25 protein-coding genes and 1 tRNA gene are annotated in these 24,606 nt (G+C 66.4%); 14 read left to right on the top strand and 12 right to left on the bottom strand.

The features are described from left to right. Positions 1–29: 29 nt before the first annotated feature. From MXF70_RS00435 to MXF70_RS00425, 3 genes are read right to left on the bottom strand one after another with little or no spacing between them, the layout of a single operon-like run. The gene (locus MXF70_RS00435) at positions 30–1,451 is read right to left on the bottom strand and encodes a nucleotide sugar dehydrogenase (protein ID WP_248516624.1); all 1,422 of its coding nucleotides are present in this window, start codon (positions 1,449–1,451) and stop codon (positions 30–32) included. Continuing rightward, entirely contained in the window at positions 1,448–2,032 is a 585-nt protein-coding gene (locus tag MXF70_RS00430) for an acyltransferase (RefSeq protein WP_310736350.1), read from the bottom strand. The genes MXF70_RS00435 and MXF70_RS00430 overlap by 4 nt, the downstream gene beginning before the upstream one ends. Then, entirely contained in the window at positions 2,029–2,226 is a 198-nt protein-coding gene (locus MXF70_RS00425) for a hypothetical protein (RefSeq protein WP_248516623.1), read from the bottom strand. The genes MXF70_RS00430 and MXF70_RS00425 overlap by 4 nt, the downstream gene beginning before the upstream one ends. 277 nt (positions 2,227–2,503) lie before the next feature. On the opposite strand from MXF70_RS00425, the gene MXF70_RS00420 reads away from it, so the two are divergent. The 7 genes from MXF70_RS00420 to glmS all read left to right on the top strand — a co-directional run bounded on the left by MXF70_RS00420 (position 2,504) and on the right by glmS (position 11,703). Beyond that, a complete protein-coding gene (locus tag MXF70_RS00420; RefSeq protein ID WP_248516622.1) occupies positions 2,504–3,445 on the top strand; it encodes a polysaccharide deacetylase family protein in 942 nt (313 codons plus the stop codon). A 141-nt stretch (positions 3,446–3,586) separates the two neighbouring features. Continuing rightward, entirely contained in the window at positions 3,587–4,765 is a 1,179-nt protein-coding gene (locus tag MXF70_RS00415; RefSeq protein WP_248516621.1) for a carboxylate--amine ligase, read from the top strand. Between the two features lie 91 nt (positions 4,766–4,856). Further along, on the top strand, positions 4,857–5,888 hold the full coding sequence (locus MXF70_RS00410) for a methionyl-tRNA formyltransferase (RefSeq protein WP_248516620.1): 1,032 nt from the start codon (positions 4,857–4,859) through the stop codon (positions 5,886–5,888). Beyond that, the gene (locus MXF70_RS00405; RefSeq protein WP_248516619.1) at positions 5,881–6,759 is read left to right on the top strand and encodes a hypothetical protein; all 879 of its coding nucleotides are present in this window, start codon (positions 5,881–5,883) and stop codon (positions 6,757–6,759) included. The genes MXF70_RS00410 and MXF70_RS00405 overlap by 8 nt, the downstream gene beginning before the upstream one ends. A gap of 43 nt (positions 6,760–6,802) precedes the next feature. Beyond that, positions 6,803–8,014, top strand: coding sequence for an NAD-dependent epimerase/dehydratase family protein (locus tag MXF70_RS00400; protein WP_248516618.1), 1,212 nt, complete (start codon positions 6,803–6,805; stop codon positions 8,012–8,014). Between the two features lie 799 nt (positions 8,015–8,813). Next, on the top strand, positions 8,814–9,404 hold the full coding sequence (locus tag MXF70_RS00395; protein WP_248516617.1) for a DUF7344 domain-containing protein: 591 nt from the start codon (positions 8,814–8,816) through the stop codon (positions 9,402–9,404). 481 nt (positions 9,405–9,885) lie between these two features. Continuing rightward, on the top strand, positions 9,886–11,703 hold the full coding sequence (gene glmS / locus MXF70_RS00390) for a glutamine--fructose-6-phosphate transaminase (isomerizing) (RefSeq protein ID WP_248518417.1): 1,818 nt from the start codon (positions 9,886–9,888) through the stop codon (positions 11,701–11,703). A 185-nt stretch (positions 11,704–11,888) separates the two neighbouring features. On the opposite strand, the gene MXF70_RS00385 is transcribed toward glmS, so the two are convergent. After that, positions 11,889–12,245: a DUF5658 family protein gene (locus MXF70_RS00385; RefSeq protein ID WP_248516616.1), complete on the bottom strand. Its 357-nt coding sequence runs from the start codon at positions 12,243–12,245 to the stop codon at positions 11,889–11,891. Between the two features lie 322 nt (positions 12,246–12,567). Between MXF70_RS00385 and MXF70_RS00380 the strand changes: the two genes are divergently transcribed. After that, a complete protein-coding gene (locus tag MXF70_RS00380; protein WP_445677849.1) occupies positions 12,568–12,759 on the top strand; it encodes a DUF7563 family protein in 192 nt (63 codons plus the stop codon). A 553-nt stretch (positions 12,760–13,312) separates the two neighbouring features. Here the strand turns inward: MXF70_RS00380 and MXF70_RS00375 are convergent. Together MXF70_RS00375 and MXF70_RS00370 are read right to left on the bottom strand one after the other, a co-directional pair. Continuing rightward, positions 13,313–15,133: a hypothetical protein gene (locus tag MXF70_RS00375; RefSeq protein WP_248516614.1), complete on the bottom strand. Its 1,821-nt coding sequence runs from the start codon at positions 15,131–15,133 to the stop codon at positions 13,313–13,315. Positions 15,134–15,329: 196 nt separating this feature from the next. Continuing rightward, complete coding sequence (locus tag MXF70_RS00370) at positions 15,330–15,542, bottom strand: hypothetical protein (protein WP_248516613.1); 213 nt, start codon at positions 15,540–15,542, stop codon at positions 15,330–15,332. A 548-nt stretch (positions 15,543–16,090) separates the two neighbouring features. Here MXF70_RS00370 and MXF70_RS00365 point away from each other — a divergent pair. Beyond that, entirely contained in the window at positions 16,091–16,429 is a 339-nt protein-coding gene (locus tag MXF70_RS00365; protein ID WP_248516612.1) for a DUF7344 domain-containing protein, read from the top strand. A gap of 67 nt (positions 16,430–16,496) precedes the next feature. Beyond that, the gene (locus MXF70_RS00360; RefSeq protein WP_248516611.1) at positions 16,497–16,664 is read left to right on the top strand and encodes a hypothetical protein; all 168 of its coding nucleotides are present in this window, start codon (positions 16,497–16,499) and stop codon (positions 16,662–16,664) included. 132 nt (positions 16,665–16,796) lie between these two features. On the opposite strand, the gene MXF70_RS00355 is transcribed toward MXF70_RS00360, so the two are convergent. The 6 genes from MXF70_RS00355 to MXF70_RS00330 form a co-directional block, all read right to left on the bottom strand. Further along, entirely contained in the window at positions 16,797–17,036 is a 240-nt protein-coding gene (locus MXF70_RS00355) for a HalOD1 output domain-containing protein (protein ID WP_248516610.1), read from the bottom strand. A gap of 280 nt (positions 17,037–17,316) precedes the next feature. Next, the gene (locus MXF70_RS00350; RefSeq protein WP_248516609.1) at positions 17,317–18,612 is read right to left on the bottom strand and encodes a sugar phosphate nucleotidyltransferase; all 1,296 of its coding nucleotides are present in this window, start codon (positions 18,610–18,612) and stop codon (positions 17,317–17,319) included. Between the two features lie 144 nt (positions 18,613–18,756). Continuing rightward, entirely contained in the window at positions 18,757–20,121 is a 1,365-nt protein-coding gene (gene glmM / locus MXF70_RS00345) for a phosphoglucosamine mutase (RefSeq protein ID WP_248516608.1), read from the bottom strand. After that, entirely contained in the window at positions 20,108–20,314 is a 207-nt protein-coding gene (locus MXF70_RS00340; protein WP_248516607.1) for a hypothetical protein, read from the bottom strand. The genes glmM and MXF70_RS00340 overlap by 14 nt, the downstream gene beginning before the upstream one ends. A gap of 73 nt (positions 20,315–20,387) precedes the next feature. Then, positions 20,388–21,620: an MBL fold metallo-hydrolase gene (locus tag MXF70_RS00335; protein ID WP_248516606.1), complete on the bottom strand. Its 1,233-nt coding sequence runs from the start codon at positions 21,618–21,620 to the stop codon at positions 20,388–20,390. A 681-nt stretch (positions 21,621–22,301) separates the two neighbouring features. Next, positions 22,302–22,592: a WNWW family protein gene (locus MXF70_RS00330; protein WP_510631688.1), complete on the bottom strand. Its 291-nt coding sequence runs from the start codon at positions 22,590–22,592 to the stop codon at positions 22,302–22,304. A 79-nt stretch (positions 22,593–22,671) separates the two neighbouring features. On the opposite strand from MXF70_RS00330, the gene MXF70_RS00325 reads away from it, so the two are divergent. The 4 genes from MXF70_RS00325 (at position 22,672) to MXF70_RS00310 (ending at position 24,535) form a co-directional block, all read left to right on the top strand. Next, complete coding sequence (locus tag MXF70_RS00325) at positions 22,672–23,166, top strand: ferritin-like domain-containing protein (protein WP_248516604.1); 495 nt, start codon at positions 22,672–22,674, stop codon at positions 23,164–23,166. Beyond that, entirely contained in the window at positions 23,166–23,594 is a 429-nt protein-coding gene (locus MXF70_RS00320; protein ID WP_248516603.1) for a metal-dependent transcriptional regulator, read from the top strand. Before MXF70_RS00325 ends, MXF70_RS00320 begins: the two co-directional genes overlap by 1 nt. A 52-nt stretch (positions 23,595–23,646) precedes the next feature. Further along, positions 23,647–24,396: an HNH endonuclease gene (locus MXF70_RS15305; RefSeq protein WP_248516602.1), complete on the top strand. Its 750-nt coding sequence runs from the start codon at positions 23,647–23,649 to the stop codon at positions 24,394–24,396. A 35-nt stretch (positions 24,397–24,431) separates the two neighbouring features. Continuing rightward, positions 24,432–24,535 (top strand) — tRNA-Gln (locus MXF70_RS00310). Positions 24,536–24,606: the final 71 nt, after the last annotated feature.

Below are 24,606 nucleotides of genomic sequence, written 5' to 3'. Positions count from 1 at the left end.
CTCGGTGTCGGCGGGTCCGGCGGCTGCGGTCACTGCTGGCTGCGCTGTGGGTCCGCGTCGAGCCAGTGCGAATTCGCCGCTGGCACGTCGCCGTCCCCGAGCCGGCAGTGCCGGTGGGTGGTGCCCCCGAGGTCGAGCGCGTTGCGGCCGTCGAGCACGACCATCGGCTCGAAGGCAGTCCAGTCGATCGTCTGGAACGCGTCGTGATCCGTGCCGAGGATCGTTGCATCCGGCTCCGCGGCCGCCGCGGTTCTGAGCGACACGTTCTCGACGGGCAGTCCCTCGAAGGCCTCGTCGTCGAGCACTGGATCGACCGCGAGCACGCGCGTTCCGTACTGGGCGAGCAACTCGGCGATAGCGATCGGCGGGCTGTTTCGCGTCTCCGCCACGTCGCCCCGGTAGGCGAGTCCGAGCAGGAGCACCGTCGCGTCGCCGATGTCGGTGTCTCTCTCAGCCAGCTCGTCGGCGAGCCGATCGACCGCGTAGGCCGGCATGTCGTCGTTGAGCGCCCGTGCGGCGGGGATCACCGGCCCGTCGACGGCGTTCGTCTTCGTGAGGAACTGTGGGTAGACCGGGATGCAATGGCCGCCGACGCCGATGCCCGGCTCCAGGATGTTCGTGACCGAGATCGAGTTCGCGGCCTCGGTCACCGTTTCGACGTCGACGCCGAGCTCGTCGGCGTACCGGGCGAACTCGTTGGCGAGCGCGATGTTGACGTCGCGATAGACGCCAGCGAAGACCTTGACTGCCTCCGCCGTCGTCGCGTCGTCGAGCCGGATGACCTCGTTCTCGGTGACGTGTTCGTAGACGAGCGCGGCAGCCTCCGTCGCGGCCCCGTCCGTCCCGCCGACCAGCTTGGGGTACGCTCGGCGGATGTCCTTCAGCGCGCGACCGGAGCTGATCCGCTCGGGACAGAACGCGACGCCGAACTCCGAGGGATCGAGACCGCTCGCCGCCGCGAGGGACGGTTCGAGCATCTCGGCGGTGGTTCCCGGCGGTACCGTCGACTCTAGCAGCACGAGATCGCCGGGGTCCAGTCCGGCAGCGATCGAGGACGTCGCCGCGACCAGCGTCGCGAGATCAGGTTCGCCGTCGTCGTCGAGCAGGGTTGGGACGACGATCACGTGGATTGCGGCTTCGTGCGCTGCCGTCGCCGGATCCTGCACGGCGCGCAGCGAGCCGTCCTCGACCACCTCCTCGACGAGCCCGTCGAGGCCGGGTTCGCCGTCGACGTGCGAGCGGCCAGCCTGAATATCGCGGACGACGTCGGGATCGACGTCTGCGCCGATCACGTTGCTCGACGCCTTCGCGAGCGTGGCGGCGACCGGGAGTCCGAGCTTGCCGAGCCCGTAGACTGCGACCGGGATCTCGCCGTTCTGGAACGACCGGCTTCGGTGATCCGACGGCGCGAGCGTGCCGTAGAGCCGGTCGACGGTGAAGACGTCGCTCACAGGTGGTTCCCTCCTTCGAGCTCGTCGGGAAGCGGTCGGTGCTCGGCGGGCGTGCCGATCGCCAGCGTCCGTGGCGGAACGTCCTTCGTGACGACGGCGCCTGCGGCGACGAACGCACCCTCACCGACCTCGACGCCGGGCAGGATCGTCGCGTTCGCACCGATCGTCACGTCGTCGTGGAGATGTGGCCCATCGAGCGTCTCCTGTTCGTTTCGGACGGGCGTTGCATCGTTGGTGAGCGTGGCGCCCGGTCCGAGAAACACTCGATCGCCGAGTTTCGACTGGGTTGGGACGTAGGCGTTGGTCTGGAGGCTGGTGCCGTCGCCGATCTGCGCGTGGCCGTCGATCACGGCTGTCGTCCCGACGAGCACGCCGTCTCCGATCCGGGTCTCCTCGCGCACGATCGCGTGGTGACCTGTCGAGAAGTTCTCGCCGACGACGACGTCCGGGTAGATCACGGTCCCGCCGCGGATCGTCGCGCCAGCACCGATGACCGGTGGCTCGCCCTCGGCGCCGTCCGGCGCGAGGCTGGCGGTCTGTGCGACGTCGACGTCGCCGTCGATCTGGGCGGCGTCGGTCACGCGAATCGCCCTCCAACTGTGCGTTCGTCGATCGTCAGTGGTCCGTCGTCGTTCGACGCCGTCGTTTCACCGCCCAACACCGTTCCTCCGCCCGACGTCGGTCCGTCGCTCGACGCCGCTCCCTCGCGGGCCGACGCCGCGTCGGCCTCGATCGATGCTGTCGGGTCCGTCGCTCGCTGAATCGGCCTCGTCATAGGTGGTGTCCCCGCCGAAGCGGGCTCTGACCGGAGCCAGCCGGAGCATCCGCTTTGTTATACGATCCGTTCCCGATTGCTCGCCGGCGATCGCCTGCCCGCCGTCGTTCCACACTCTCACGCCGCAATTTGCGGGCCTGCGGGCGGTGCTACCGCTGACAACCGTCCGTAGCCAGCTACTACGGGACCGAAAACGGGTACCTCAGCCGGTAACAGGCCGCTACAGCCCAGAACGGTCGCGTGGGTTTATTCGACGATCTCCCGACTCCCGTTTCGAATGGGTACCGTCGTGATCTCGGTGGACGCAGCGCTCGGCTGGAACTGTACCGACGGGCAGCCGCCGTCGGTCGAACGCGCAGCGGCGGCTCGATCGGGCTGGCGACGGATCCTCGAACTGTTCGAGAGCTACGAGATTTCGGCGACATGGGCGGTCGTCGGTCACCTCCTTCTGGAGGACTGCGACGGCGTCCACGAACACCACCCGCTCGCGCCCGCCCGTTTCGCCCGCGAGCGCGAGGCCTGGGCGGAGCGTCCGGAGCTACGCCACGCCCGCGAACTGGTCGAGGCGACGGTGGACTCCCCGGCCGACCACGAACTCGCATTCCTGCCCTTCTCTGGCGTCGAGTTCGGCCACGACGACGTCAGTCTGGATCTGGCCAGAGCGGAGTGCGTCGGCTTCTTCGACGCGCTCCCCGACTCGTTGCCGGCCCCACGGACCGCGGCGTTTCCGGGCAACGCCGTCGGCCATCGTGGCGTCCTCGCCGAGTGGGGGTTCGAGTACTACCGCTGCGCCGTTCCCGACGCATCGTCGTCCTTCCCGCTCGCCAACTCCGCGCGACGGCTCGCGAACGCGACGATATCCGGACCGCCGATCGTGCGTCCAGCGATCGACGAGTACGGACTGGTCGGGGTGCCGACCTCCGTGGATTTCGCACGGTTCGACGGCACGGCCGGCTGGCTCTCGGGTCGTGCCATCGCTGATCCGGGGATCGCCACGATCGAGCGCGGTCTCGATCGCGTGGCCGACAGCGGCGGTGTACTTCACGTCCGGTTGCGACCCGCGGACGTCGTCGACGAGCGGGACGCGGCACGGATCCGCGAGATGTGTGCTGCAATCGACCGCGCCCGGGAAGCGGGGGTCGAGGTGGCGACGGTGGAGGCGGTCGCCGAGCGTGCCCGATCCGAGCCGCCCTCGACGTGGTCCTATCCGACGACGTGAGCCGCGTTCGCGTCAAACCGCACGCAGGCGGCGGTTTCTTCGGTCGACCGTATGCGTTGCGTACCCACAGAATCCGCTCGATCAGCGGCGTATACTATTCCCTGTACACTGGGTAGTGCCGATCATGGGGAGTGCTACTCGGTGACTGCAGCGCTGTTGCCGACCGGCCGAGAGGCTGCGACCTACACCTGTGTCCGTTCGCTCGCTGCTGGGGGCGTCTCGCCGATCGTCGCCTCCGAAAAGGGCGGGGTTCCCGCAACGAAGTCGAGGTTCGTCGACAGAACTGCGACGTTACCGGACCCTCGTGAGGATCTGCTCGCATACCGGGACGCGCTGCTCGCGCTCGCGGATCGCCCCGACGTCGAGACGATCTACCCGATTCGCGCCGAGGACGGCTACGTCCTGTCGCGATACGAGGAGGCGTTCGCCGACCGCGTCTCGCTCGTGGTCCCGCCGTTCGATCACATCGAGCGTGTCCACGACCGGCTCGCACTCGCGGCCGCAGCCGAGGCCGCCGGTGTGCCTGTCCCGGAGACGCGGTCGCTGGACGCGGTCGAGGACTGGGACGGTCGCCACGTCGTCAAGTCGCGGTACAACGTCCTCGCCGAGCCGTATCTTCCCGAGCGCGCTCCCGAGGACCTCGACGTGGTCAAATCGATCGAACACGTTCCGCCCGGTGCCGAGCCGGACGTCGACGAGCTCGTCGACGCCTTCGATCACACGCCGATCGCCCAGGAGTTCGTCCCGACCGACGGCGAGTTCATGGTCGCCGCGCTCTACGACCACGGCACTCCGGTCGCAACGTTTCAGCACCGCCAGATCCGCGGGGATTCCTACACCGGTGGCGGTGGCGTCTATCGGCGTTCGATCTACGACACCGAACTCGAGTCCGTCGCTCGCGACCTCCTCGACGAACTCGACTGGCACGGCCTCGCCTGCATCGAGTACATGCGCGACGCCCGAACCGGCGAGTACGTCCTCACCGAGATCAACCCGCGGTTCTGGCAGTCCCTGCCGTCGACGGTCCGGGCCGGTGCCGACTTTCCCGCCTACTACTGGCTCCAGGCGACTGGTCGCGGCGAGGAGATCGACCCCACGTACGAGACTGGCGTCGGGAGCCACCTGCTCCACGGTGAGCTTGGCCACCTCCTGAGCATCAGGAGCGAGGACTCGCCGCACGTCGAGCGGCCGTCGATGGCAGGCACCGCGCTCACGATCGCCGCCTCCTGTCTCGCCGAGCCCCGCTTCGATTATCTTCGATTCGACGACCCCGCGCCGTTTCTCGCCGGGATCTCGACGAAGCTTCGTGGCTCCAGGTGAGCAGTCGCGATCCCACTGTCCCGGTAGCACCCATCTACGGCCGGCTACGCGGGGCGTAACAAAGCCCGGTCGACGGACAGTGCCCGGCAGGATGTACGTTCCTGGCGACCGCACGCTCGACGTCCCCGACGACGCCGAGATCGTCTACGCGAGCTGTACTCGACCGGGTCACGAGGTCCTCGAGTCACTCCTCGACCACGGCGCGCCCGTGAGCGAGATCGTCTCGATCACTCCGGAGATGGCCGAGCGTGGCTCCGTCTGCAAATACCGATCCTTCGCCGAGATCGCCGAGGAGCACGATCTCCCGATCTACTACCCACAGGAGTACGGGATGGAGGACCCCGCCGATCTCGATCACTTTCAGACGATCGACGCCGATCTCCTGATCGTCAACGGCTGGCAGCGCCTCCTGCCCGGCGAGATCCTGGACACGTTCGAGCAGGGTGCGCTGGGCAACCACGGGAGCGCCTTCGGCCTCCCGCGCGGGCGCGGTCGATCACCGCTGAACTGGTCGCTCGTCGAGGATCTGGACCGATTCTTGCTCTCGATCATCCAGCTCGATCCTGGCGCTGACTCCGGCGAGGTCGTCACCACTCGGAAGTTCGATCTGACGACCTACGACACGATCGAGACGCTCTATCACAAGGTGACGATGGCGATCGAGGCGATGCTGTTCGACTCGCTGGGGCCCGTGCTCCGGGACGAGATCGAGTACGGGGAGCAACGCGGCGAGGTCACCTACTACCCCAAACGGAACCCCGAGGACGGCGAGATCCACTGGGGGAACGTCACGCGGGACGTCTACAACCAGATTCGGGCCGTCACCGATCCCTATCCCGGGGCGTACACCTTCGAGGGCGACGCCCGCGTCGAGATACAGGAAGCGATGCCCTTCTCCGACGATCTCGCAGTCGACGTCGAGCCTGGCGTGATCGTCGAGTCCTTCGAGCTCGGTGACTTCGTCGTCGCAACGCCGGATGGTACGCTCCTCGTCACCGAGTGGGCGGCCGACGACTGGGAGCCGGTACCGGGCCGCCGGTTCGAGTCTCCCGGCGAGCACGACCGCGTGGACCGATACGAGCATCGCCAGCACCTGACGGGATCGGGGGCGCCCGATGCGTGAACATTCGGATGGTGGCGATCCGGGGGACGGCGCAGATGCCCGGAGCGACGGGGGCGTCGAGCTCTCCGAGCGGGTCGAACGGTCCGGAGGTGCCGAGTCGGTCCCCGATCTCTGGTGTGGCGAAGCCTCCGAGGATCCGACCGAGGGGATCGCCTACGAACTCGACGTCTACGCCGGATTGCTGGAGGGCCTCCTCGCGCGCGGGTACGAGTTCGTGGGCTTCGAGGGCGCGATCGCGGACGGCGAGATCGCACTCAGACACGACGTCGACATCTCGCTCGCGCGGGCGGCCGCGATGGCCCGCGCCGAGGCGGAGCTTGGCGTCACGTCGACGTACTGCGTGCTGGTGACGAATCCGCTGTACGATCTCCTTGCACCCGACAGCCGGCGGCATCTGCACACGATCCTCTCGGCGGGCCACGACGTCGGCCTCCACTTCGATCCCCACTACTACTGGGAGGCAGAGCCCGTGGTGGAGGATCTCGAAGCCCGCGTTCTCGAGGATCGCGCGGCGCTGGAGCACGCACTCTCCTTCGTCGCCCGGGAGCAGCCAGGGCCGGTGGCCGTCGACTCGACGGTCGTCGCGACGTCGATCCACCAGCCCCCCGAGTGGGCGCTGGGGGCGACCTTCGACGCCTTCGAGAACACCTACGAGCCGGCCTACTTCACCGACGTCGCGTACGTCTCGGATTCGGGCGGCAAGTGGCGATCGGAGCGACCCTTTACCGAGGGCGTTCCGGATGCGATGCAGCTGCTCGTGCATCCTGGGCTCTGGGGATCGGCGGACCGATCGTTGGCGACGATCCTCGAGCATCACCGCGAGCAGTGCCACGACCGCATCGAGCGGTACGTCGGCCCCTTCGGTGGGTAAACCGCTCTATTACAATGCGCGTAGCCCGGCCGACTCCGGTCAGATGACAGACGACAGGATCCACAAGGGCGATAGTGACCAGCGAGAGTCGGCGACGCTCTTCACCGAGTTGGCCGACGCGGCTCAGGACGCCGAAACGCAGGCCGACGCGGCCCAGGACGCCGAAACGCAGGCCGACGCGGCCCAGGACGCCGAAACGCAGGCCGACGCGGAACCGAAGATGACGGACCCCCACTCTACCGCCGAGCCCGGTGCCACCGTCGACGGCGCGGTCGCCAGGGCTCTTGTCGATTCACCGTTAGGCGAACGGCCTGCCAGCGCGAGCATCGAGGTGCCTGCACTCGGAACGGTGCTCGTCACGGGCGGCGGCGGGTTCATCGGCAGCCACCTCGTCCGCGCGCTCGCGGCCTGCAACGACGTTCGCGTACTCGACACGTTCGATACCGGAAGCCGTTCGCAGCTACCCGACGACGTGACGGCGATCGAGGGTGACGTCCGCGACCGGTCGCTCCTTTCGGAGGCGGCGACCGACGTGGACGTGATCGTCCACCTCGCTGCGCAGGTCAGCGTTGAGGACTCCCTTTCGGATCCACCGGCCAGCAACGAGACCAACGTCGCGGCGACGCTCGACGTGCTCGAACTCGCCCGTCGCGAGGGGGCGCGCGTGGTGCTGGCCTCAAGCGCCGCGATCTACGGCGATCCGGCGTCGGTTCCGGTCCACGAGACCGATCCGAAACGGCCCGAATCGCCCTACGGCGTGGACAAGCTCGCCGCAGACAACTACGCCCGCGTCTACGGCGCCCGGTTCGACGTCCCCGTCACGGCGCTCCGATTCTTCAACGCCTACGGTCCCGGTGCGAACGCGGGCGTCGTGAAGGCGTTCACAGAGCGGGTCCTGGCGGGCGACCCGCTCCTGATCCACGGCGACGGCGAGCAGACTCGCGATTTCGTCCACGTCGACGACGTCGTCCGCGCGACGCTCGCCGCTGCGACGACGCCACACACCGGTCGCGCCTACAACGTCGGCACCGGCGAGCGAATCTCGATCCTCGAGCTGGCGGAGCGACTGATCGAAGAGGCAAACTGCTCCGTTCCGATCGAGCACGCGCCGCCGCGATCCGGCGACCTCGAGCACAGTCTGGCGTCGATCCAGCGTGCTCGCGATCAACTGGGGTACGAGCCTCAGGTCGATTTCGATCAGGGGCTCGAATCAGTGCTGGCCGTCGCCCCTGAGCGGTCCCCAGACGCCGAGTGAGTGCTCCCAGTAGGCCGATCCACGCCCCCGGATCCGCCGACTCGATCCGGGCCGACGATGCTTTGTCAGTCCAGCGACGTCTTTCAACACGAAGATTGCCTTCCCTACGTCCGGATAGGCCTGCGTTGCTCCGGACGGTTCCGTTTCGCCGGATCGCACTGCCGCTGGGATCCTGCGTCCGTCATCCGGACAGCGACGCTGTCGGGTGCAGCTGCCCGAAATGGGGCAAATAGACCCTGATCCGGAATTCCTGTCCCTCGGCAACCGATTTCCCTTGATAGCGCAATCGGTATCGTCGGACTACGACCCCCACCCCCATTTCCAGCAAAGTTTCGACTGGAGATTCCCACCCTCCCTCCGACGAACCGTGGCCGCCCTCGCTTAGTAATGCACTACCGCCGTATTGCGTCGGGGTGGCATCTTGTCTCGTGCTCAGAGTAGGGCTCGTGTGAGCTGGCATCGCGTTGGCGGTTTCCATTCGCCATTGCACCTGTCCTTCGAGTAGGACCTATTTACAGAACAGACATTGGATGAACAGTACGGCCCATTAATACAGGTTGGTAGTATTGACGCTACTGCCAAGGGTGGTATGTGCAATGTTACAACGACGAAATCGGTCGCCGAAACTGACGGATGGTTCGGCGACGGGTGAGCGCAAACGGTGGTTTCAGATCCGGGATCGTTCCAGGTCTCATGCCGGGCCTTCGATCGATCTGAACGTGGACAGCTCTCTCCAACCGGGACGAATTGCAGTGGAAACGACCCCCGACGACACTTATAATCCAGTAGTGAACCATTCATGAGTTCGACCGCGTCCGAGTCGGAACCTCTCGATCCCGATCAGCAGCTGCCCTCGTCGGAGACAGCATCAGATGCGACCGAATCGACGGAGCCAGCGCAGCTCTCGCTGGACGTCGTGTACGACATCCTGAAAAACACGCGGCGGCGACGCGTGCTCCATTTCCTCCACGAGGAAGACGGCGACGGAACGACGCTCGGCGACCTCGCCGAGCGCATCGCGGCCGTCGAGAACGACAAACCCCGCGCACAACTCGACGCCCAGGAGCGCAAACGCGTGTACGTCGGACTGTACCAGTGTCACCTCCCGCGCATGGACGACGCGGGCGTCGTCGACTTCGACGGTGACCGGGGCACCGTCGAACTGGGCTCACACTCCGCGCAGGTGTACGATCACCTCGAATCGGCCGAGGACGATTCCGAGCCCGAGGACTGGTCGACCTACTACGCCCTCTACGGAATCGGCGGTGTGCTCACCGGACTCGCCCTGGCCTGGGGTGCCCCCGCTGCGGCGCAACTGTTCGTCGTCGGGCTCCTCGTCGCCGGTGCCGTCGTGCTTTCGGCAGCACATCTTTTGACAGAACGACCCTGACCGCGCGGCCGCTATCCGTTGGATCGCGTAGTGATCCCGTCCCCGCATTCCCCGTTTTTCCCGCTCCGGACGACGTCGGCCGTGACCAGATCCGGTGTCGTCACGGATCACAGCACTCCCCTTACTTTCTCTTCTCACGATCTCTACACACCCTCCATTCTCCTCTCAGTCGTGGTCCTCAGCTGTCTGTACACACACACACCGCCGTCGGTGGCCGCTGACTTCGCCCTCCGACTCGGGCTACTACCGAGATTGGAGTAGCTCCTTGCTTCCGACCATTGGTAGATAGCCGCCGAATCGTAGAAGATGGCTATCCAGAGGGGCGCTATCTCCGGATATCGCAAACGTCTCTATAACAATTCGGGGGCAGCGATACGGTTCGCGCGTTCCGATCGGGCCGGGAGCGCCGGCCTGCGGACCCGGACCTCACGATGATTCCACCAACGATCCCACAGACGACCTCCACGGAGGTGCCGTGACCGTGTGCGGCATCACCGCACGAACCGGACGAGCGGACGTGGTCGACGACCTGCTGAACGGTCTCAAGAACCTCGAGTACCGCGGCTACGATTCGGCGGGCATTGCGCTCCAGAACGGCGACGGTCTCGACGTCTACAAGCGCCAGGGCGAGACCGGCGATCTGGACGCGGACGTCCGCCGACGCCGCCCGAGCGGCGAGATCGGCATCGGTCACACCCGCTGGTCGACCCACGGCGCACCGACTGATGCGAACGCCCATCCCCACACATGCTGTGGCGGCGACGTCGCGGTCGTCCACAACGGCATCATCGAGAACCACGACGAGCTCCGAACAGAACTCGAGGCCGCGGCGCACGAGTTCACGAGCGAGACGGACTCCGAGGTCGTTCCCCACCTGATCGAGGAGCGTCTCGCAGCGGGTGACGGACCTGAAGCTGCTTTCAGAGCAGCGATCGACCGTCTCGAGGGCAGCTACGCGATCGTGGCGATGGTCGACGGTCGCGACGCGGTCTACGCGACGCGATCGGGCTCGCCGCTCGTGCTCGGTATCGCCGACGACGGCTACTTTCTCGCGAGCGACGTGCCGGCGTTTCTCGAGTACACCGACCGCGTGGTCTTCCTCGAGGACGGCGACGTTGCGACGGTCACCGCCTCGACGCATACGATCACGGATTCCGACGGCGCGATGATCGTCCGTACGCCCGAGACCGTCGACTGGAACCCCGAGGACGCCGAAAAACGCGGCTACGACCACTACATGCTCAAGGAGATCGACGAGCAGCCCGACGCGCTCGAACGGACGCTCGAGGGGCGTATCGACGCCGAGCGCGGCACGGTCGACCTCGAGGCGTTCCCGCCGGGGAGCTTCGCGGACGTCGAGCGCGTCCAGCTCGTCGCCTGTGGCACCTCCTATCACGCAGCCGCGTACGCACAGCGACTCCTCACGCACCGCGGGATCCCCGCGACTGCCCACCGCGCCGGCGAGTACGCCGAGACTGCGAACACGCTGGAGCACGGCACGCTCGTCGTGGGCGTTAGCCAGAGCGGCGAGACGGCCGACACGCTGCAGTCGCTCCGCCGGATCACCGACGCCGACGCTCGCACGCTCGCGGTGACGAACGTCGTCGGCTCGACGATCTCGCGAGAGGCCGACGACGCGCTCTACATCCGTGCGGGCCCGGAGATCGGCGTCGCCGCGACGAAGACGTTCAGCTCGCAGGTCGCGACCCTCCTCCTGCTCGCCGAACGCATGGCCGCCGACGTCGACGGCGCTGGCAGCGACGATACCTCCGCAGTGCTGTCGGCGCTCGAATCACTGCCGGGGAATCTCCGGACCGTCGTCGACAACACGGACGCCGGGGCCATCGCTCGCCGCGCGAACGGTCGCGAATCGCACTTCTTCATCGGCCGGGACGTCGCCCATCCGGTCGCGCTCGAGGGCGCGCTCAAGTTCAAGGAGATCACCTACGAACACGCCGAGGGGTTCGCCGCGGCACAGCTCAAACACGGACCCCTCGCGCTCGTCACTGACGATACGGCGGTGGTCGCGGTGTTCACCGGCCGCCACGACGAGAAGACGCTCGCAAACGTCCGCGAGGTCCAGGCCCGGGACGCGCCGGTGATCGCCATCGCCAGCGAGGACAGTCACAGCGTCGTCGAGGCCGCAGACGAGTTGCTGCCCATTCCGGACACGGAACCGGAGCTCGCCGGCCTGCTCGCGAACGTCCAGTTACAGCTGCTCTCCTACCACGTCGCTGACCTGCTCGATCGCCCCATCGACAAGCCGCGGAACCTCGCGAAGAGCGTCACCGTCGAGTGAGCGGCAGTCGCCGTCACGGCGCCGCCATCGAAGATTCTCGTTTTTCCGGCAGTCGGCATCTGAGTCTCTGCCAGCGTCGTTCGAGCCGCTGCAGGGACGTCGGGATTCCACCGACCTCAGAGAATCCTCTCCTGCCGTCAGCACGGTCCGACGACGCGGGGCTCACGCTGGCACCAACGGGCCGCTCAGGCAATCGCGATGACGCCCACGTTGTGGATCGCCGCGAGGAACGAAACGATGACCGCCGGCAAATAGCCGATATCGAGCAGGTGTTTCTCCACTGGCCACTCGACGGCGTCTCGGACCGGGCCGGCGACGCTGAGCCCGATCTCGACCGCGGCCACGATCGCCGCGATCGAGACGAGGTTCGCGAGCAGCATGCCCACTCCCGGCCCGAAGGCCTCGATCAACGCGGCGACGAACGGATTACGCTCGTAGATGCCGGCCACCGTCAGTCCGTAGAGCGTCGTGGCAGTATCGGCCAGTCTGCCCAGGACGAGCGGCGCGACGTACGGAGCGTGGCGGTCGAGCAGTGCAGACACGGGAATCGATCGGAGGCTCGTGGCTGGCTCCCTTGGTTATCGACCGACTGCTCCCGACGCGCGTTGTCCTCGCGCTGTCCTCGAGCTGTCCAGCGTTCTATCCCTTTCGTCCCGGCGTCGGGTCTCGGTCGCGCTCCAGGTGCCTATGGCGACTGTCCCGGTATCCACCGACAACCGTCCGGTATCCTCAGCCAACGCCCCGGGTAATGGCCACAACCTCCTCCGGTAACCGGTCGCCGAAACGTCGGTAATTCGGTCGTAGACGCCCCTTCCCGTCGGGAAGCACTGTATAACGAACAACCGGGACCCCCACCGATCTGCCATGTCCCAGCCAGGCGACGCGCCGGACGGACGATGCCAGCGATGTGGCACCTCGGTGAGCACCCGATTCCGCCGGGTCTTCGGCGGCAACGACGAGACTGTCCACGGCTGCGTGGAGTGTATGACGCTCTCGGAGCTCTGTGAGGGAGAGGCCGCACTCGAAGAGGAGGCGAGCGCGCCGACGCTCGAGTAACGCAGCGGGCTCTCTAGGTCGCCACTGGATTCGTACAGCGTTCGCGCCCGATCCGTCTGACTGCTTCTCTGCGGATTCACGTCCCACGTCCCACGTCCCTCTATCCACTTGTCCTCCTGCCCTCCTCCTCTCCTGTTCTCCTGCCCCCTGCCTCTCCTCCTCTCCTGTTCTCCTGCCCCCTGCCTCTCCTCCTCTCCTGTTCTCCTGCCCCCTGCCTCTCCTCCTCTCCTGTTCTCCTGCCTCCCCGCCTCCTGCCCTCTTGCTCGTTCGTCAGACGATTCGCATCCCAGTCGGCCGCCGACTGATTGCTACCCCGTTCCCCCGTCGCTCTCGGGGAGTGGGGCGATTGCACCCACGGTGGAGGTGAGCGGGAGGGTGGAGCTAGTACCCTTCCTGGTGAGTGAGGGTCTCCTGGTCGTGGGTACGAGACCGCCGATCACTGGCCGGACGAGCGTGCGTGGAGAATAGAGCGGAAAAACAGACTACGAGGGATCTGGAGCGATTGAAACCGGTCCCGACGTCCAGCAGCGCGACGAGTCGGCGGTTCTCGGCGCTACGATTCGGTGCCAGCCACGCGATAGACCTCGAGATCGCCGTTCGAGATCACGCGCGAGATAGCGGCATCGCGCTCGAGGCGTTCGAATCCGGCTTCGGAGTAGCGGAGCCCTTTGTACAGATCGACCTCTCGCTGGTAGTCGCCGTCGTCGATCGTGAGATAGCGGTCGGACTCGTAGGCCGTCGTCAGGTTCGCGTTGAACACTGGGCCGCGTACGCCGCCGGTCGCCGACAGCGAGGCGGACCTGTCTGCCGCGTGCGTGCCGTAGATCGCGTCGACGTAGCGTCTCGGGCCGCCGCGAATCCCCAGAACGACAGTGTCTCCCTGGCGGTAGTCGAACGTCGTCTCGTACCCCTCGATCGACCCGTCGGTGACCTGCTGGTTCGACTTGTACATGTACGGGCTCTGGTGGAAACCTGCGGCCTGGACGACGAGCATCACGGCGAACAGCGTGCAGAGAGCGATGGCGACCGTACGACCGGAGCTCCTGACGCCGAGGGATTCGACGGACTCCGCGATCGCGACCGCGCCGAGGATCGTGATCGGGACAGCGAGGAAGCCGAGGAAGCGGAAGTAGTGGTCACCCTGGTCGGCGACGAACACGAACGCCATCAACAGCCCCGGTGGGATCAGTCCCGCCACGAGATAGGTCACGAGCGCGTCGCGCGTCGTCGGGCTGGTGCCGCTGCGGAACGTTCGGAGCGCCAGCAGCCCCGCGATGACGCCGAAAACGACGGTGACGGCGAACAGCTTGAGGAAGAGGAGCTCGACGCTCCCGCCGACGGCCTGCAGCGAGCTCGACCACGTCCCTGCCTGCTGCACGGTCTGTGGTCCCTCGCCGAGCAGTCCGCTGATGACGTACTCGGTTCGCCCGCGGGCCCGCGGATGTCTGAACGTCCAGACGAGGAAGGCGAGCCCGACGACCAGGGTGTGGGCCCGGATCGAGTGGTGACTCGCGATCGGATGGGTGGGATTCCACCGCCTGTAGCAGTACTGCACGAGGGCGATCGCGAGCAACATCGCCACGAGATCCATGGTCTCCTGTGGGTGATAGAAGACCAGTGCGACGGCCGCGAATCCGAAGGCGACGCTGCTCGCGGAGAACAGCGAGCGTGCGGCCACCTCCGCCGTGAGATACCGGATCATCAGGTAGATCACGAACGGAACGAGCATGATCGCCTGACTGGAGGGATGGGCCATCGGGTGGATCGTCAGCCCGTTGATCGGCACGAACAGGAGACCCGAGAGGAGCCCGATCGTCGCGGCCCAGGGCCGATCCGAGACGACCGAGACGGTGAGGCTCACGAACGTCACGAACGCGAGTGGGAACACCGTGAGCGGCAGGACGACCAGCGCTCGCCGGAGCTCGACGCCCGCGACGTGGCCGAAGATGATGCCGCCGAGGTGGACGCCGGGGTAGAGGCTCTGGAGTGGCCCCCAGCTCCCGCGATCCATCTCTTTCGCCCAGCCGAGGTGGGTCAGGGAGTCGCCGGCGCCGTAGAAGTAGTAGCCCCGGATCGCGGGCAGCGCGAGCACGGAGATCACGGCGATCGCGACGAGTAGATGCGCCGCGTCCCGTCGTCGACGCGATGCGGTCACCGCAACCCAGCCACCGATCAGCGTCGCGACGCCGATCGCCGCCCAGTAGGCGAATGGCGTCGCCCGGTAGATCGACTGTTCGTAGCCCGTGGTGGGCGATCGGTACGCCGCGGCGATACCGACGGCCAGCGCGAGAAACCCCACGGCGAGCGCGAGCTTCTGTGCCGTTCCCCGTCGCCTCGGCCGCCTGCTCTCCTGCCGAGCATTGTGCGCGTGCATTGTATTTGCTGCGCGGCGAGACCGCGCGAACTTGCCTATGCTGGCAAGCTAGCGGCCTTTGTAATGGCGCTGGTACGGTGAGTATGCGCGTCGTACCACGCCGCTTGCTGGCGATCAGCGGAGTATGGCCCTCGCTGCCGGGGCGGTGGTCGTTGCTCGCGGTAGGGTGACGATCGAATCGGTAGGCAGTGTCCCCTCAGCGAGCGTCTGCCAGATCGCAGACGAGCTCGGCCTCTGCGATGACGAACTCCTCGCGCCAGATACACTCCTCCTCGGGCGGGAGAAACAGACAGTGTTCGCTGCCGCGCTGCTCGACGGAGATGACCTCCCACGTCTCGCCGCGATACCCCAGGTCGCGCTGGGGATGTGGATCGTCCGCAACCGCCTCCCACTCCGATTCGCTGGACACGGTCACGCACCCCCTCCGCCGGGTAGCCAGTGAGTACCAGTGGTGTCGTTGCAGCTACGCAGAGCCTTCCAGACCGTACCGCCGCAGTACCGTCGTTGCATACTCCGGTAGGCCGGAGTTACCCACGTAAACGTAGTGGCACGTTTCGGCCGGACGCTGTCGACGTGGGGCTGTTGGCGTTCCAGCTCCGTGCCAGATACCTAGGGATAGCTACCAGCTGTCGTTAACACAACCGACGAGCAGCTTAATTCGAGGGGTATGCGCGGCCACTTCGATCCCACGCACGGCAGACGGCGGTCCCACCGAACGGTATTCGAGAGTAGTGTGCGGTCACTCTGCTGCACTGTCCATCGCCGAGAACGCTGGTTCTCCCGAGGTCTCCGATTGGTGATCTCCCTGCTATACCGGCCCGCGACCGAACAGTGACATCTCTGTCATGTGCTACCACCCGACAGAAATCATTTGGGGCCCGATCACGTTGTCCCAACAACAGATCCGAACGGCCATCGCCGGTCCCGTGACAGATCTAGACCAGCTCTGATCGCACAATGGATGCAGACGTCCCCACCGACGAACTGCTTCAAGCACTTGCGAACCCTCACCGACGGCTCGTGCTGCGCGAACTCGTCGAGAGTCCATGCGAGGTCATCCCCGTCAGTGAACTCGAAGCAGCAGTTTTCCGCGAGATCGACCGCTCGACGTCCCAGATCCGAACGCAATCCGAGACAGCGATTCTGCTCCGCCACGTCCATCTCCCGGCGCTCGCGGACGCCGGCCTCTGTGAGTACGATTCGGATCGGGAGCGCGTCGTGTACGATCCCGACGAGTTCGCCGAATCACTGCTCGCGTTCATCGAGGAGCGACGGCGGGCTGACCAGATTCACTGAGCGACGCCGCCGACGGTCGGCGGTAGCCGGCCTATACTATTGGCCATAGGGGCTCCGTGATCTGTCGATGACCTGTTCGAACTGCAACGACGGCGCTGGTGCGCCCGCGACAGTCGTGTTTCCTCGCGAAGACAAGCGAGTCTCCGTGGTGCTCTGTGAGGGCTGTCGTGTTGCGCTCGAAGCGGCGCCACGGTGTACGGTCGAGCAGCCGACTCGCCAGACGGCTGGCAAGTGATTGCGGTAGGTGTTCGGGCGCGCTCGCGACGACGAAGAGCGGGCCGCGACACAGGACTGAACGCTTCCGACGCGACGGCGTCGCTCTCGACGGGTGCGAGTGGTGCTCGCCGTTCGTCGCGATGCAGACAGATTAGCGATATGGCGTGCCGTCGACGCGCACAGGGGCCTCCGGCGCGACAGTCACGACGTGGCCGTCGACCTCGAACTCGAGTTCCCAGTCGGTACTGTCGTGATCGTCCATCGCGTCGAGTGCGTCCGTATCGACAGCGTCACCGAGTCTGAATCCGAGGTCCATCGGATCGACGCCGCGCGCGTCGGCCAACGAGCGGACGACGCGAACTGAGAGCGCCGGCCGCGCAGAGTTACCCATCCGTAAATCCCATCTGTTGCGTCGTGGCGCATCCTTTAGACAGGCACGGAATTCGCTCGCCCGGCGGTTTATATACGGATGCTATGCTACACGGCCGGTTTCGGGAGATGGCGCAGCGCTCAACCCCTCGAGTGACACTGGAAGATTCCGATCGGGCGAATTGCGTCCACCGTCCTCGCTCCTGGGCCGTGGGGCCCGGATCCGAAGCCGTGGCATCCGACCCATGGGCCGTTCTCCTGTATCTCGAACCGTACTACCCGACGTGGAGCGCCTTGCCGACTCACTTGTCTCGCAGCACCGTTTCACTCGGCCCGGTCCGCGCCGCCGTCGAGAGTTGTACCCCGGCGTTGAGGCTGGTGTCGATGCCGGTCTTCGCGTCGTCGGCGACGACCACGCCGAACTTCCGCCGGCCGGTGTCGACGCGCTCGCCGTTCACGGTCGTCCGCACGGACTCGTCGTCGTGCCGAAGATTCGCGACGGTGGTGCCCGCACCGAAGTTCACGTCGCGGCCGAGGATCGAGTCGCCGACGTAGGAGAGGTGTCCCACGGTCGCTCCCGCGAACAAAATCGAGTTTTTCACCTCGACGGCGTTGCCGATTCGCGCCGACGGGCCTACGACGGTCGCTCCGCGGACGTACGCGTTCGGGCCGACGTCGGCATCCTCTCTCATCACCACCGGCCCTTCGACGTACGTGCCCGAACGGACGCGGGCGCCGTCCTCGACGACCACCGGGCCGTCGAGGTGGACGTCGGCCTCGACGGTGCCATCGATCCGTCGCTCGCCGGCATCCTCTGTGTCATCAGTTGGCCCCACGCCCCCTGTGATGGTATCGCCGATCGCGAACTCACCATTCACGCCGCCGGGTTGGTCCTCTTCGCTACTACCCAGTTTGCCGAGGACCTGCTCTGTGGCCGTGAGAAGCTCCCAGGGACGCCCCACGTCGAGCCAGGTCCCGTCGTGCTCGACTGCGCGAACCTCGTTCCCCGCTTCGATCTCGCGACCGATGGCGTCCGTGAGCTCGTACTCGCCGCGCGGGCTCGCTCCGATCCGTTCGATCGCGTCGAAGATCGACGGCTCGAAGGCGTAGAGCCCCGCGTTGATCAGGCTCGAGGCCGGCGCACTGGGCTTCTCGACCAACCCCGTGACTCGATCGCCGTCGGTTTCGACGACGCCGTAGTTCTCGGGATCCGGCACCTCCCGCACGGCCATCGCCGTCCCGCCGGCAGCGGCGAGCGTCTCCACGATGTCGTCGTCGACGAGCACGTCGCCGTTCAGCGCGAGACATCGTCGGTCGACGAGATCGCCCGCACGCCCGATCGCGTGGGCGGTTCCGCGGGGCTCGGACTGCTCGACGTACTCGACTGGGATTCCGCGGTGGGTTGCTCCCACCTGTTCTCGGATCGCCTCGCTCCGGTAGCCGACGACGAGCACGAACCGATCGACCGGCCCGAGACACTGATCCATGATCCGCTGAACGAGCGTCGTCCGCCCGACCGGCAGGAGCGGCTTCGGTCGCCGATCGGTCAGCGGTCGCATTCGCGTTCCTTCGCCGGCGGCGATGACGATCGCGTCCATATCGCTGGCAGCGGTCGGACCGCTCATAATCACCCGAGACCGTTCGAATCGGTAGCTGATGGGTAACGATGCACCGACGCAGGAGCGGGGGTCCCGGCGCAGCTTCTGCGTGGAGAATGCGAAAAACGATGCCGTCGCCGAGAATCAGGCGGTCTGGAGTGCGTCGTCGATCAGGTCACGGGCGGTCTCGGTGAGCGCCACAGTTCGATCCTCGGTCCGGCCCTGTGCCGTGACCCGGACGAGGGGTTGCGTGCCGCTCGCGCGGACGAGGAACCACCCGGCTTCCGTCTCGACTCGCACGCCGTCGCGTTCGTCGATCTCCTCGTATCGCTCGGCAGCCCGTCGGGCCACCGCCTCCACGATCTCGTTCTTGTCGGCCGCCGCGGCCACCGGAAGCTGGTCGCGTTCGACCGGGTAGCTCGGGAGGGCGGCGATCTGCTGTGAGAGCGGCCCCTCTCGTGCGACGAGCGCCGCGAGCTTGCAGGCTGCCAGCGGCCCGTCCGGAGCGAGCGTCTGGTGTGGCCAGATCCACGCACCGCTGGGTTCGCCACCGAAGCTGACGCCGGACTCGCGTGCCCGCTCGGCCACGAAGACGTCACCCACGCGACAGCGTTCGACGCGGCCGCCAGCCTGCTCGACGACGTCGTCGACGACGAGGCTCGCACCGACCGGCGCGACGACCGTGGCGCCGTCGGCGACCGCGTCGCCTGCGAAGAGCGCGAGGAGCTCGTCGCCGGCGCAGAATCGCCCGCGGTCGTCGACGGCCATCGTACGGTCGGCGTCGCCGTCGTGCGCGATGCCGAGATCGGCGTCGGTAGCTGCGACGTGTGTAGCGAGCGCGTCGCAGGTACCCGCCGTCGGCTCACTCGGCCGCGATGGGAACCGGCCGTCGGGCTCGGCGCCGAGCGTCGTCACGTCACAGCCGAGCTCCCGGAGCGCGTCGGCGGTGACGCCACCGGCGCCGTTTCCGACGTCGACGACGACCGATGGTGGGTCCTGGATCGAGACCGCTTCGACGAGCGCCTCCCGGTGTCGTTCGGTGGCGTCGGAGCGACCACTCCCGTCACAGCGGGCCTCGGCGCCGCGTGCGGATTCCGTCCCCACCGCGTCCCAGGCTGCGGGCTCGCCCTCGTCGTTCCGGACGATTTCGGTGATCCGCTCTCGGCGCTCCTCGCCGAAGGCCACTCCCTCGTCGGTCCAGCATTTGAGTCCGTTGTCCGCGGGCGGGTTGTGCGAGGCCGTGACGGCGACGCCGGCCTCGGCGTCGTACCAGTCGACGCTCCGTGCGATCGTCGGCGTGGCCGCGACGCCGACCCGCAGGACGTCGGCGCCGTACTCTCGCGCACCCGTCGAGACTGCGTCTGCGAGCAACGAGCCGGTAGGTCGTGGATCTCGGCCGATCACGAGTCGGTCCGCGCCGTGGGTCGCCAGCGCGCGACCGACAGAAAGAGCGACGTCGGCCGTCACGGTCTCCCCGAACGGGCCGCGGATGCCGCTAGTCCCGAACATCGATCGGATCCTCCGCTCGCTCGTCCTCGGAATCCTCGCTGGACTCGGCAGCGATCGCGAACGCCGCGTGCGGCTGCGTCGATCCCGGGTCGACGAACTCCTGGGCGTCGGGATCGTGTTCGAGTTCGAACTCCTCGGCTGGTCCCCGTACGTGGCGGTGTCGTCGTGCCATCGATGCCGAGAATCTCTCCATGCACGGCTCCTTGTTATCGCGGTGCTACTGCTCACCGCTGCGCGATAGCCGATCACTGCGATCGATTCATCGGTCAGAGTTCGACGGTCTCGCCGATTTCGGGCGCGCTCGCCCGATAGCCGTCGTCGCGGAGCGTCGCTGCGAACTCCGCACAGCGATCGCCGTGGTTGACCAGGAGTTCGGCCTCGGAATAGGGCTCGAGGAACTCGGTGAGCCCGGGCCGATCGGCGTGGGCGGAGAAGTCGAACCGTTCGACGCCCGCTGCGACCCGGAGGACGTCGCCGTCGATCGGCGCGCTACCGGTGTCCAGCAGCTCGCGGCCTGGCGTCCCCTCGACCTGATAGCCCGTCATCGCGATCAGGTTCGTGGGATTGCCCGCGATCTCCGGGACGTAGGTCATCGCCGGCCCGCCGTTGAGCATCCCGCTGGTCGTCACGATCACGGCGGATTCCTCGGCGATGCGCTTTCGCTGGCCTTCCTTCCCGTCGACGAACCGAGCGTGGCCTGCCGCCTCACGCAGCGCGTCAGGGTCCCGCAGAAACTCCGGGTACTGCTGGACCGTTCGCGTGACGTACTGGCCCATTCCGTCCACGTACGTCGGCAGGTCGTGCGCGGCACAGACCATGAGGATTTCCTGCGTTCGCCCGATGGCGAAGGCCGGCACCACGACGGTGCCGCCCTCCCAGAGCGCCTCCTCGACGGCGTCGACGAACGACGCCTCGATCTCGCGCCGCGGTGGTCGCTCGACGTCCGCATAGGTGCTCTCGACGATGACCGCGTCGGCCTCCGGCCGGGCCGTCGACGCGGGAAGCAGTCGCTGGGTGTCCGTGTGGAAGTCGCCGCTGTAGCAGAGTCGTGTGTCGCCGTCGTCGATCAGCACGTGGGCGCTCCCGGGAATGTGGCCGGCGTCGTAGAACGTTACCTCGTGGCCCGCGGCCTCGAAGGGCTCCTCGTACCCGTGGGTCTGGGACACCTGCGAGACGCGCTGAATCTCCATCTCGGTGAACGGGCAATCGTAGGTCCCGCCTCGGAGTTTGAGGGTGTCTCGCGCGAGCGTGCGACACAGGTCCCGGGTCGGCGGCGTCCAGTGGATCGGTGGTCGTCGATCGCCGGAGCACAGCGAGGGCACCGTGCCGACGTGGTCGAGATGTCCGTGGCTGACGACCACGGCCTCCGGCGCCACGTCCCCGACCGGGAACCCCGGCGGCGAGCCCGAGCCCATCCCGTAGTCCAGCAGGAGGCGATCGTTGACGAGGATCGCGCTCCGCCCGACCTCGCGGGCGCCGCCGAGGAACTCCAGTTTCATCTGTGGCGTAGTACTGCGGGCGGGTCCTTGCGCTCGTCGGTTCGGCCACGAAGCGCTGTTGCTGCTTGACTTGCGGCTGAGAACGTAGAGATCGAGTGGTCGTGATTGTCACCTCTGAAAGAGGCCGGATGCTCGGTGCCCCGGGCACCTCGGAGCAATCTCCGACGGGCTTCGCCTCGCGTTTGCTCGGCTCAGCACCGAAAGACGCCGCTTCGCTCGTCTTTCGAACTCACACTCACTTTGTTCGCGTGACGCTCGCAGTGCGCTTCGCTCCCATCGCCCGGGATAGTCGAGTCGCCCGGCTCTTTCGATGTCTCACCCTGCACCGCTTCCCGCGACCTCACCCTCCCCAACCTCCTCCCTCCCTTCGCTCGGTCGTCCCTCGCACGCTACGCGGCTGCTGACGCAGCCGCGAAACGCGCGCCACCGCTCACCACTGAACGTAGCTCAACTACACAAGCTTCTGGGTGGGACTGGAAGGGGCCGTTGACGGACTACGTCCGTCTGCTCGGGAGACCAGAGGTCTCCCGGTGACCGTTCGTCGATATCTGACGACGCAAGCACCGCAGTGAGTGAGCGGAGCGAACGAGGAGCACAGTGAGTCAGAATCGTCGAGCGGGAGGGGGCTTCCTGGGGCGGTCGCCGTTCGGTCGTCGTATCGTGAATCACCGGTCTTTCCACTCACTCGCGAACCAGAAACCGCTCGTAGCCGCCAAACGCCAGATCGAGCGAGCCGATCCACCAGTTCCAGCGCTCGGCGAGATCCATCTCCTCGGGGGCGTCCTCGAGCTGCTCGACGACGAGAGCCACGCCCAGCTCCGCACCGATATCCTCCCGATATGTCTCAGCGTCGTCGAGGTCGCCGGCGGCTCTGGCGACGACTCGCGCCGCTTCTGGATCGGCGTCGAACGCGTCCTCGAGCGCAAACGCGAGATCGGGCCGATTCACGCGCTCTGATTCGCACCGCTGCAGCCTAAATCCCCGTCACCGACGCCGTTGCCAGCCGCGCGAGAGGGGAAGCGGTAAGTGCGCGGCCTGCTGACCCGAGTGTATGAGTCTGGGGCAGCGCGTCTCGACCGACCATCAACTCGCGCGCCTCCTGCAGATCGGCGTCGTGCTGGAGGAGCTGGTCGAGGCTCGCGCGGAACGCCACCTCGAGGAGCTGGATCCATCGAAGCGAGCGGCGCTGGACGACGAGGTGGAGGAACTGCTCGCAGAGGCGGCCGTGGAGTCAGCCGAACACCGCGATCGCGTCGCCGCTCTCCTCGACGAGCTCGACGCGGAGACGACCCGGTTCGAGCAGATCGAGGCGCTCGTCGAGGAGCACTACTCCGCGCCGGGGAACACCGACGGCGTGCTCTACGATCAGCTGTTCAGCGAGGAGACTGCCTACAAGTTTTACGACGATCTGATCGCCGCCATCGAGGACAGCGACACGGAGTTCAGCGTGGATCGCGAGGAGGTGCTCGCGACGCTCCGGGAAATTCGGGCAGAAGAGGAGAAGGGCGTCGAAGACGTCGCGGCAATCATGGAGGCTCGCGAGTGATGAATTCGGCAGATCAGTATCTCAAGGCGATCTACCTCGCCCAGCGACTGGAGGACGGACCTGCGGCGACTGGCACGCTCGCGGACATGCTCGACGTGTCGCCGGCCAGCGTCAACGAGATGGTCGGCAAACTCGAGTCCCGTGGGCTCGTCGAACACGAGAAGTACGCCGGTGCGACCCTCACCGACGATGGAATCGTTCGCGCCGAGGACACCCTCCAGACCTACTGCATCATCGAGCGATTCCTCTACAACGTCCTCGAAGTCGAGGACTTCCGTGGTGAGGCCCGCGCCCTCGAGAGCGTCATCGACGACACCGTCGCCGAGCGACTGGACACGATCATCGACCGGCGGGAGGAGTGTCCGGACTGTTTCGACGCCGAGGCGGACTGCTGTGAGTTTCTAGAAGTCGAGCAACAGGCGGACTGAGGCCGTCATCGCGGCCACAGATCTTTCTCCGAGCACGAGGCGACCGATCTGCATGGAGTGTCCGACGTGCGATCGTCGTCTGTCGACCCAGGCCGGGCTCCGGCAACATCACACCAAGGTCCACGGGAATCCCCTCCCCAACCGAACCTGCAGTGACTGTGGATCGGAGTTCTACGATCCGAACTCTCGCCGTACCTACTGTGAGGACTGTGATCCCAACGCTGGCTCCAACAACGGCAACTGGAGCGACGCGCTCGAAACGAGCGACTGCACAGAGTGTGGCGAGCAGTTCGAGTATTATCCCTCAAACAGGGATGGCGTCTACTGTTCGAGGTGCATCCAGGAGTGTGACGGGCTACTCCCGGACAATCCGGCGGACAAGATCGAGCGCGTAAGGACCGACTGTCCCGCCTGTGGCACTACTCGGCACGTTCTACAGTCTCGCCTGGATCGCCGCAAGCGAGGGGTGTTCTGTGATATGGACTGCTATGGGGACTGGCTCTCCGCGCATATCGTCGGCTCGGACCATCACCAGTGGAGTGCGTCGGAGCCCACGTACAATCGTGGCTGGTGGACCATTCGCCGCGCTGCACGAGTTCGAGACGACCATCGCTGTCAGATCTGTGGGGTAACGAAATCGGAGCTCGGCCGGCATCCGGACGTCCACCACATCCAGCCAGTTCGCTCCTTCGAGGACCCGCGTGAGGCACACCGTCTGGACAACGTAATTGCACTCTGTAGATCGTGTCACAGGAAGGTGGAGTCTGAATCCATTCCGGCCCCATCGCCGGGAAATGAGTAATGCACTTGTATGCGGGAACGGAACCACCTACGCGAAGCCCTGTGGTGTAGCGGCCAATCATAGCGGCCTTTGGACGCGTTCGGTTACGGCCGGATGCGGAGGTGAGCCGTTGACGGCGGTTCGAATCCGCCCAGGGCTATCTTCTCGGAAACGATCGTGAGCGAGAGTTATCTCCGGCGGATCGAACCTTGACAGTCGCGCGCAGCGAGC

Source organism: Salinarchaeum laminariae, from assembly GCF_023204835.1.
GTDB classification, from domain to species: domain Archaea; phylum Halobacteriota; class Halobacteria; order Halobacteriales; family Salinarchaeaceae; genus Salinarchaeum; species Salinarchaeum laminariae.
The sequence above is the reverse complement of the archived record's forward strand: the minus strand, read 5'-3'. Positions and strand labels throughout refer to the sequence as shown.

Bases quoted from the DNA above. Each gene is read 5' to 3' on its own strand.
- glmM (WP_248516608.1), bottom strand. From the start codon at position 20,121: ATGTTCGGGACTAGCGGCATCCGCGGCCCGTTCGGGGAGACCGTGACG.
- MXF70_RS00320 (WP_248516603.1), top strand. From the start codon at position 23,166: ATGAATTCGGCAGATCAGTATCTCAAGGCGATCTACCTCGCCCAGCGA.
- MXF70_RS00340 (WP_248516607.1), bottom strand. From the start codon at position 20,314: ATGGAGAGATTCTCGGCATCGATGGCACGACGACACCGCCACGTACGG.
- MXF70_RS00375 (WP_248516614.1), bottom strand. From the start codon at position 15,133: ATGCACGCGCACAATGCTCGGCAGGAGAGCAGGCGGCCGAGGCGACGG.
- MXF70_RS00325 (WP_248516604.1), top strand. From the start codon at position 22,672: ATGAGTCTGGGGCAGCGCGTCTCGACCGACCATCAACTCGCGCGCCTC.
- MXF70_RS00380 (WP_445677849.1), top strand. From the start codon at position 12,568: ATGTCCCAGCCAGGCGACGCGCCGGACGGACGATGCCAGCGATGTGGC.
- MXF70_RS00420 (WP_248516622.1), top strand. From the start codon at position 2,504: ATGGGTACCGTCGTGATCTCGGTGGACGCAGCGCTCGGCTGGAACTGT.
- MXF70_RS00425 (WP_248516623.1), bottom strand. From the start codon at position 2,226: ATGACGAGGCCGATTCAGCGAGCGACGGACCCGACAGCATCGATCGAG.
- MXF70_RS00395 (WP_248516617.1), top strand. From the start codon at position 8,814: ATGAGTTCGACCGCGTCCGAGTCGGAACCTCTCGATCCCGATCAGCAG.
- MXF70_RS15305 (WP_248516602.1), top strand. From the start codon at position 23,647: ATGGAGTGTCCGACGTGCGATCGTCGTCTGTCGACCCAGGCCGGGCTC.
- MXF70_RS00355 (WP_248516610.1), bottom strand. From the start codon at position 17,036: ATGGGTAACTCTGCGCGGCCGGCGCTCTCAGTTCGCGTCGTCCGCTCG.
- MXF70_RS00405 (WP_248516619.1), top strand. From the start codon at position 5,881: ATGCGTGAACATTCGGATGGTGGCGATCCGGGGGACGGCGCAGATGCC.
- MXF70_RS00400 (WP_248516618.1), top strand. From the start codon at position 6,803: ATGACAGACGACAGGATCCACAAGGGCGATAGTGACCAGCGAGAGTCG.
- MXF70_RS00410 (WP_248516620.1), top strand. From the start codon at position 4,857: ATGTACGTTCCTGGCGACCGCACGCTCGACGTCCCCGACGACGCCGAG.
- MXF70_RS00360 (WP_248516611.1), top strand. From the start codon at position 16,497: ATGACCTGTTCGAACTGCAACGACGGCGCTGGTGCGCCCGCGACAGTC.
- MXF70_RS00350 (WP_248516609.1), bottom strand. From the start codon at position 18,612: ATGGACGCGATCGTCATCGCCGCCGGCGAAGGAACGCGAATGCGACCG.
- MXF70_RS00365 (WP_248516612.1), top strand. From the start codon at position 16,091: ATGGATGCAGACGTCCCCACCGACGAACTGCTTCAAGCACTTGCGAAC.
- MXF70_RS00335 (WP_248516606.1), bottom strand. From the start codon at position 21,620: ATGAAACTGGAGTTCCTCGGCGGCGCCCGCGAGGTCGGGCGGAGCGCG.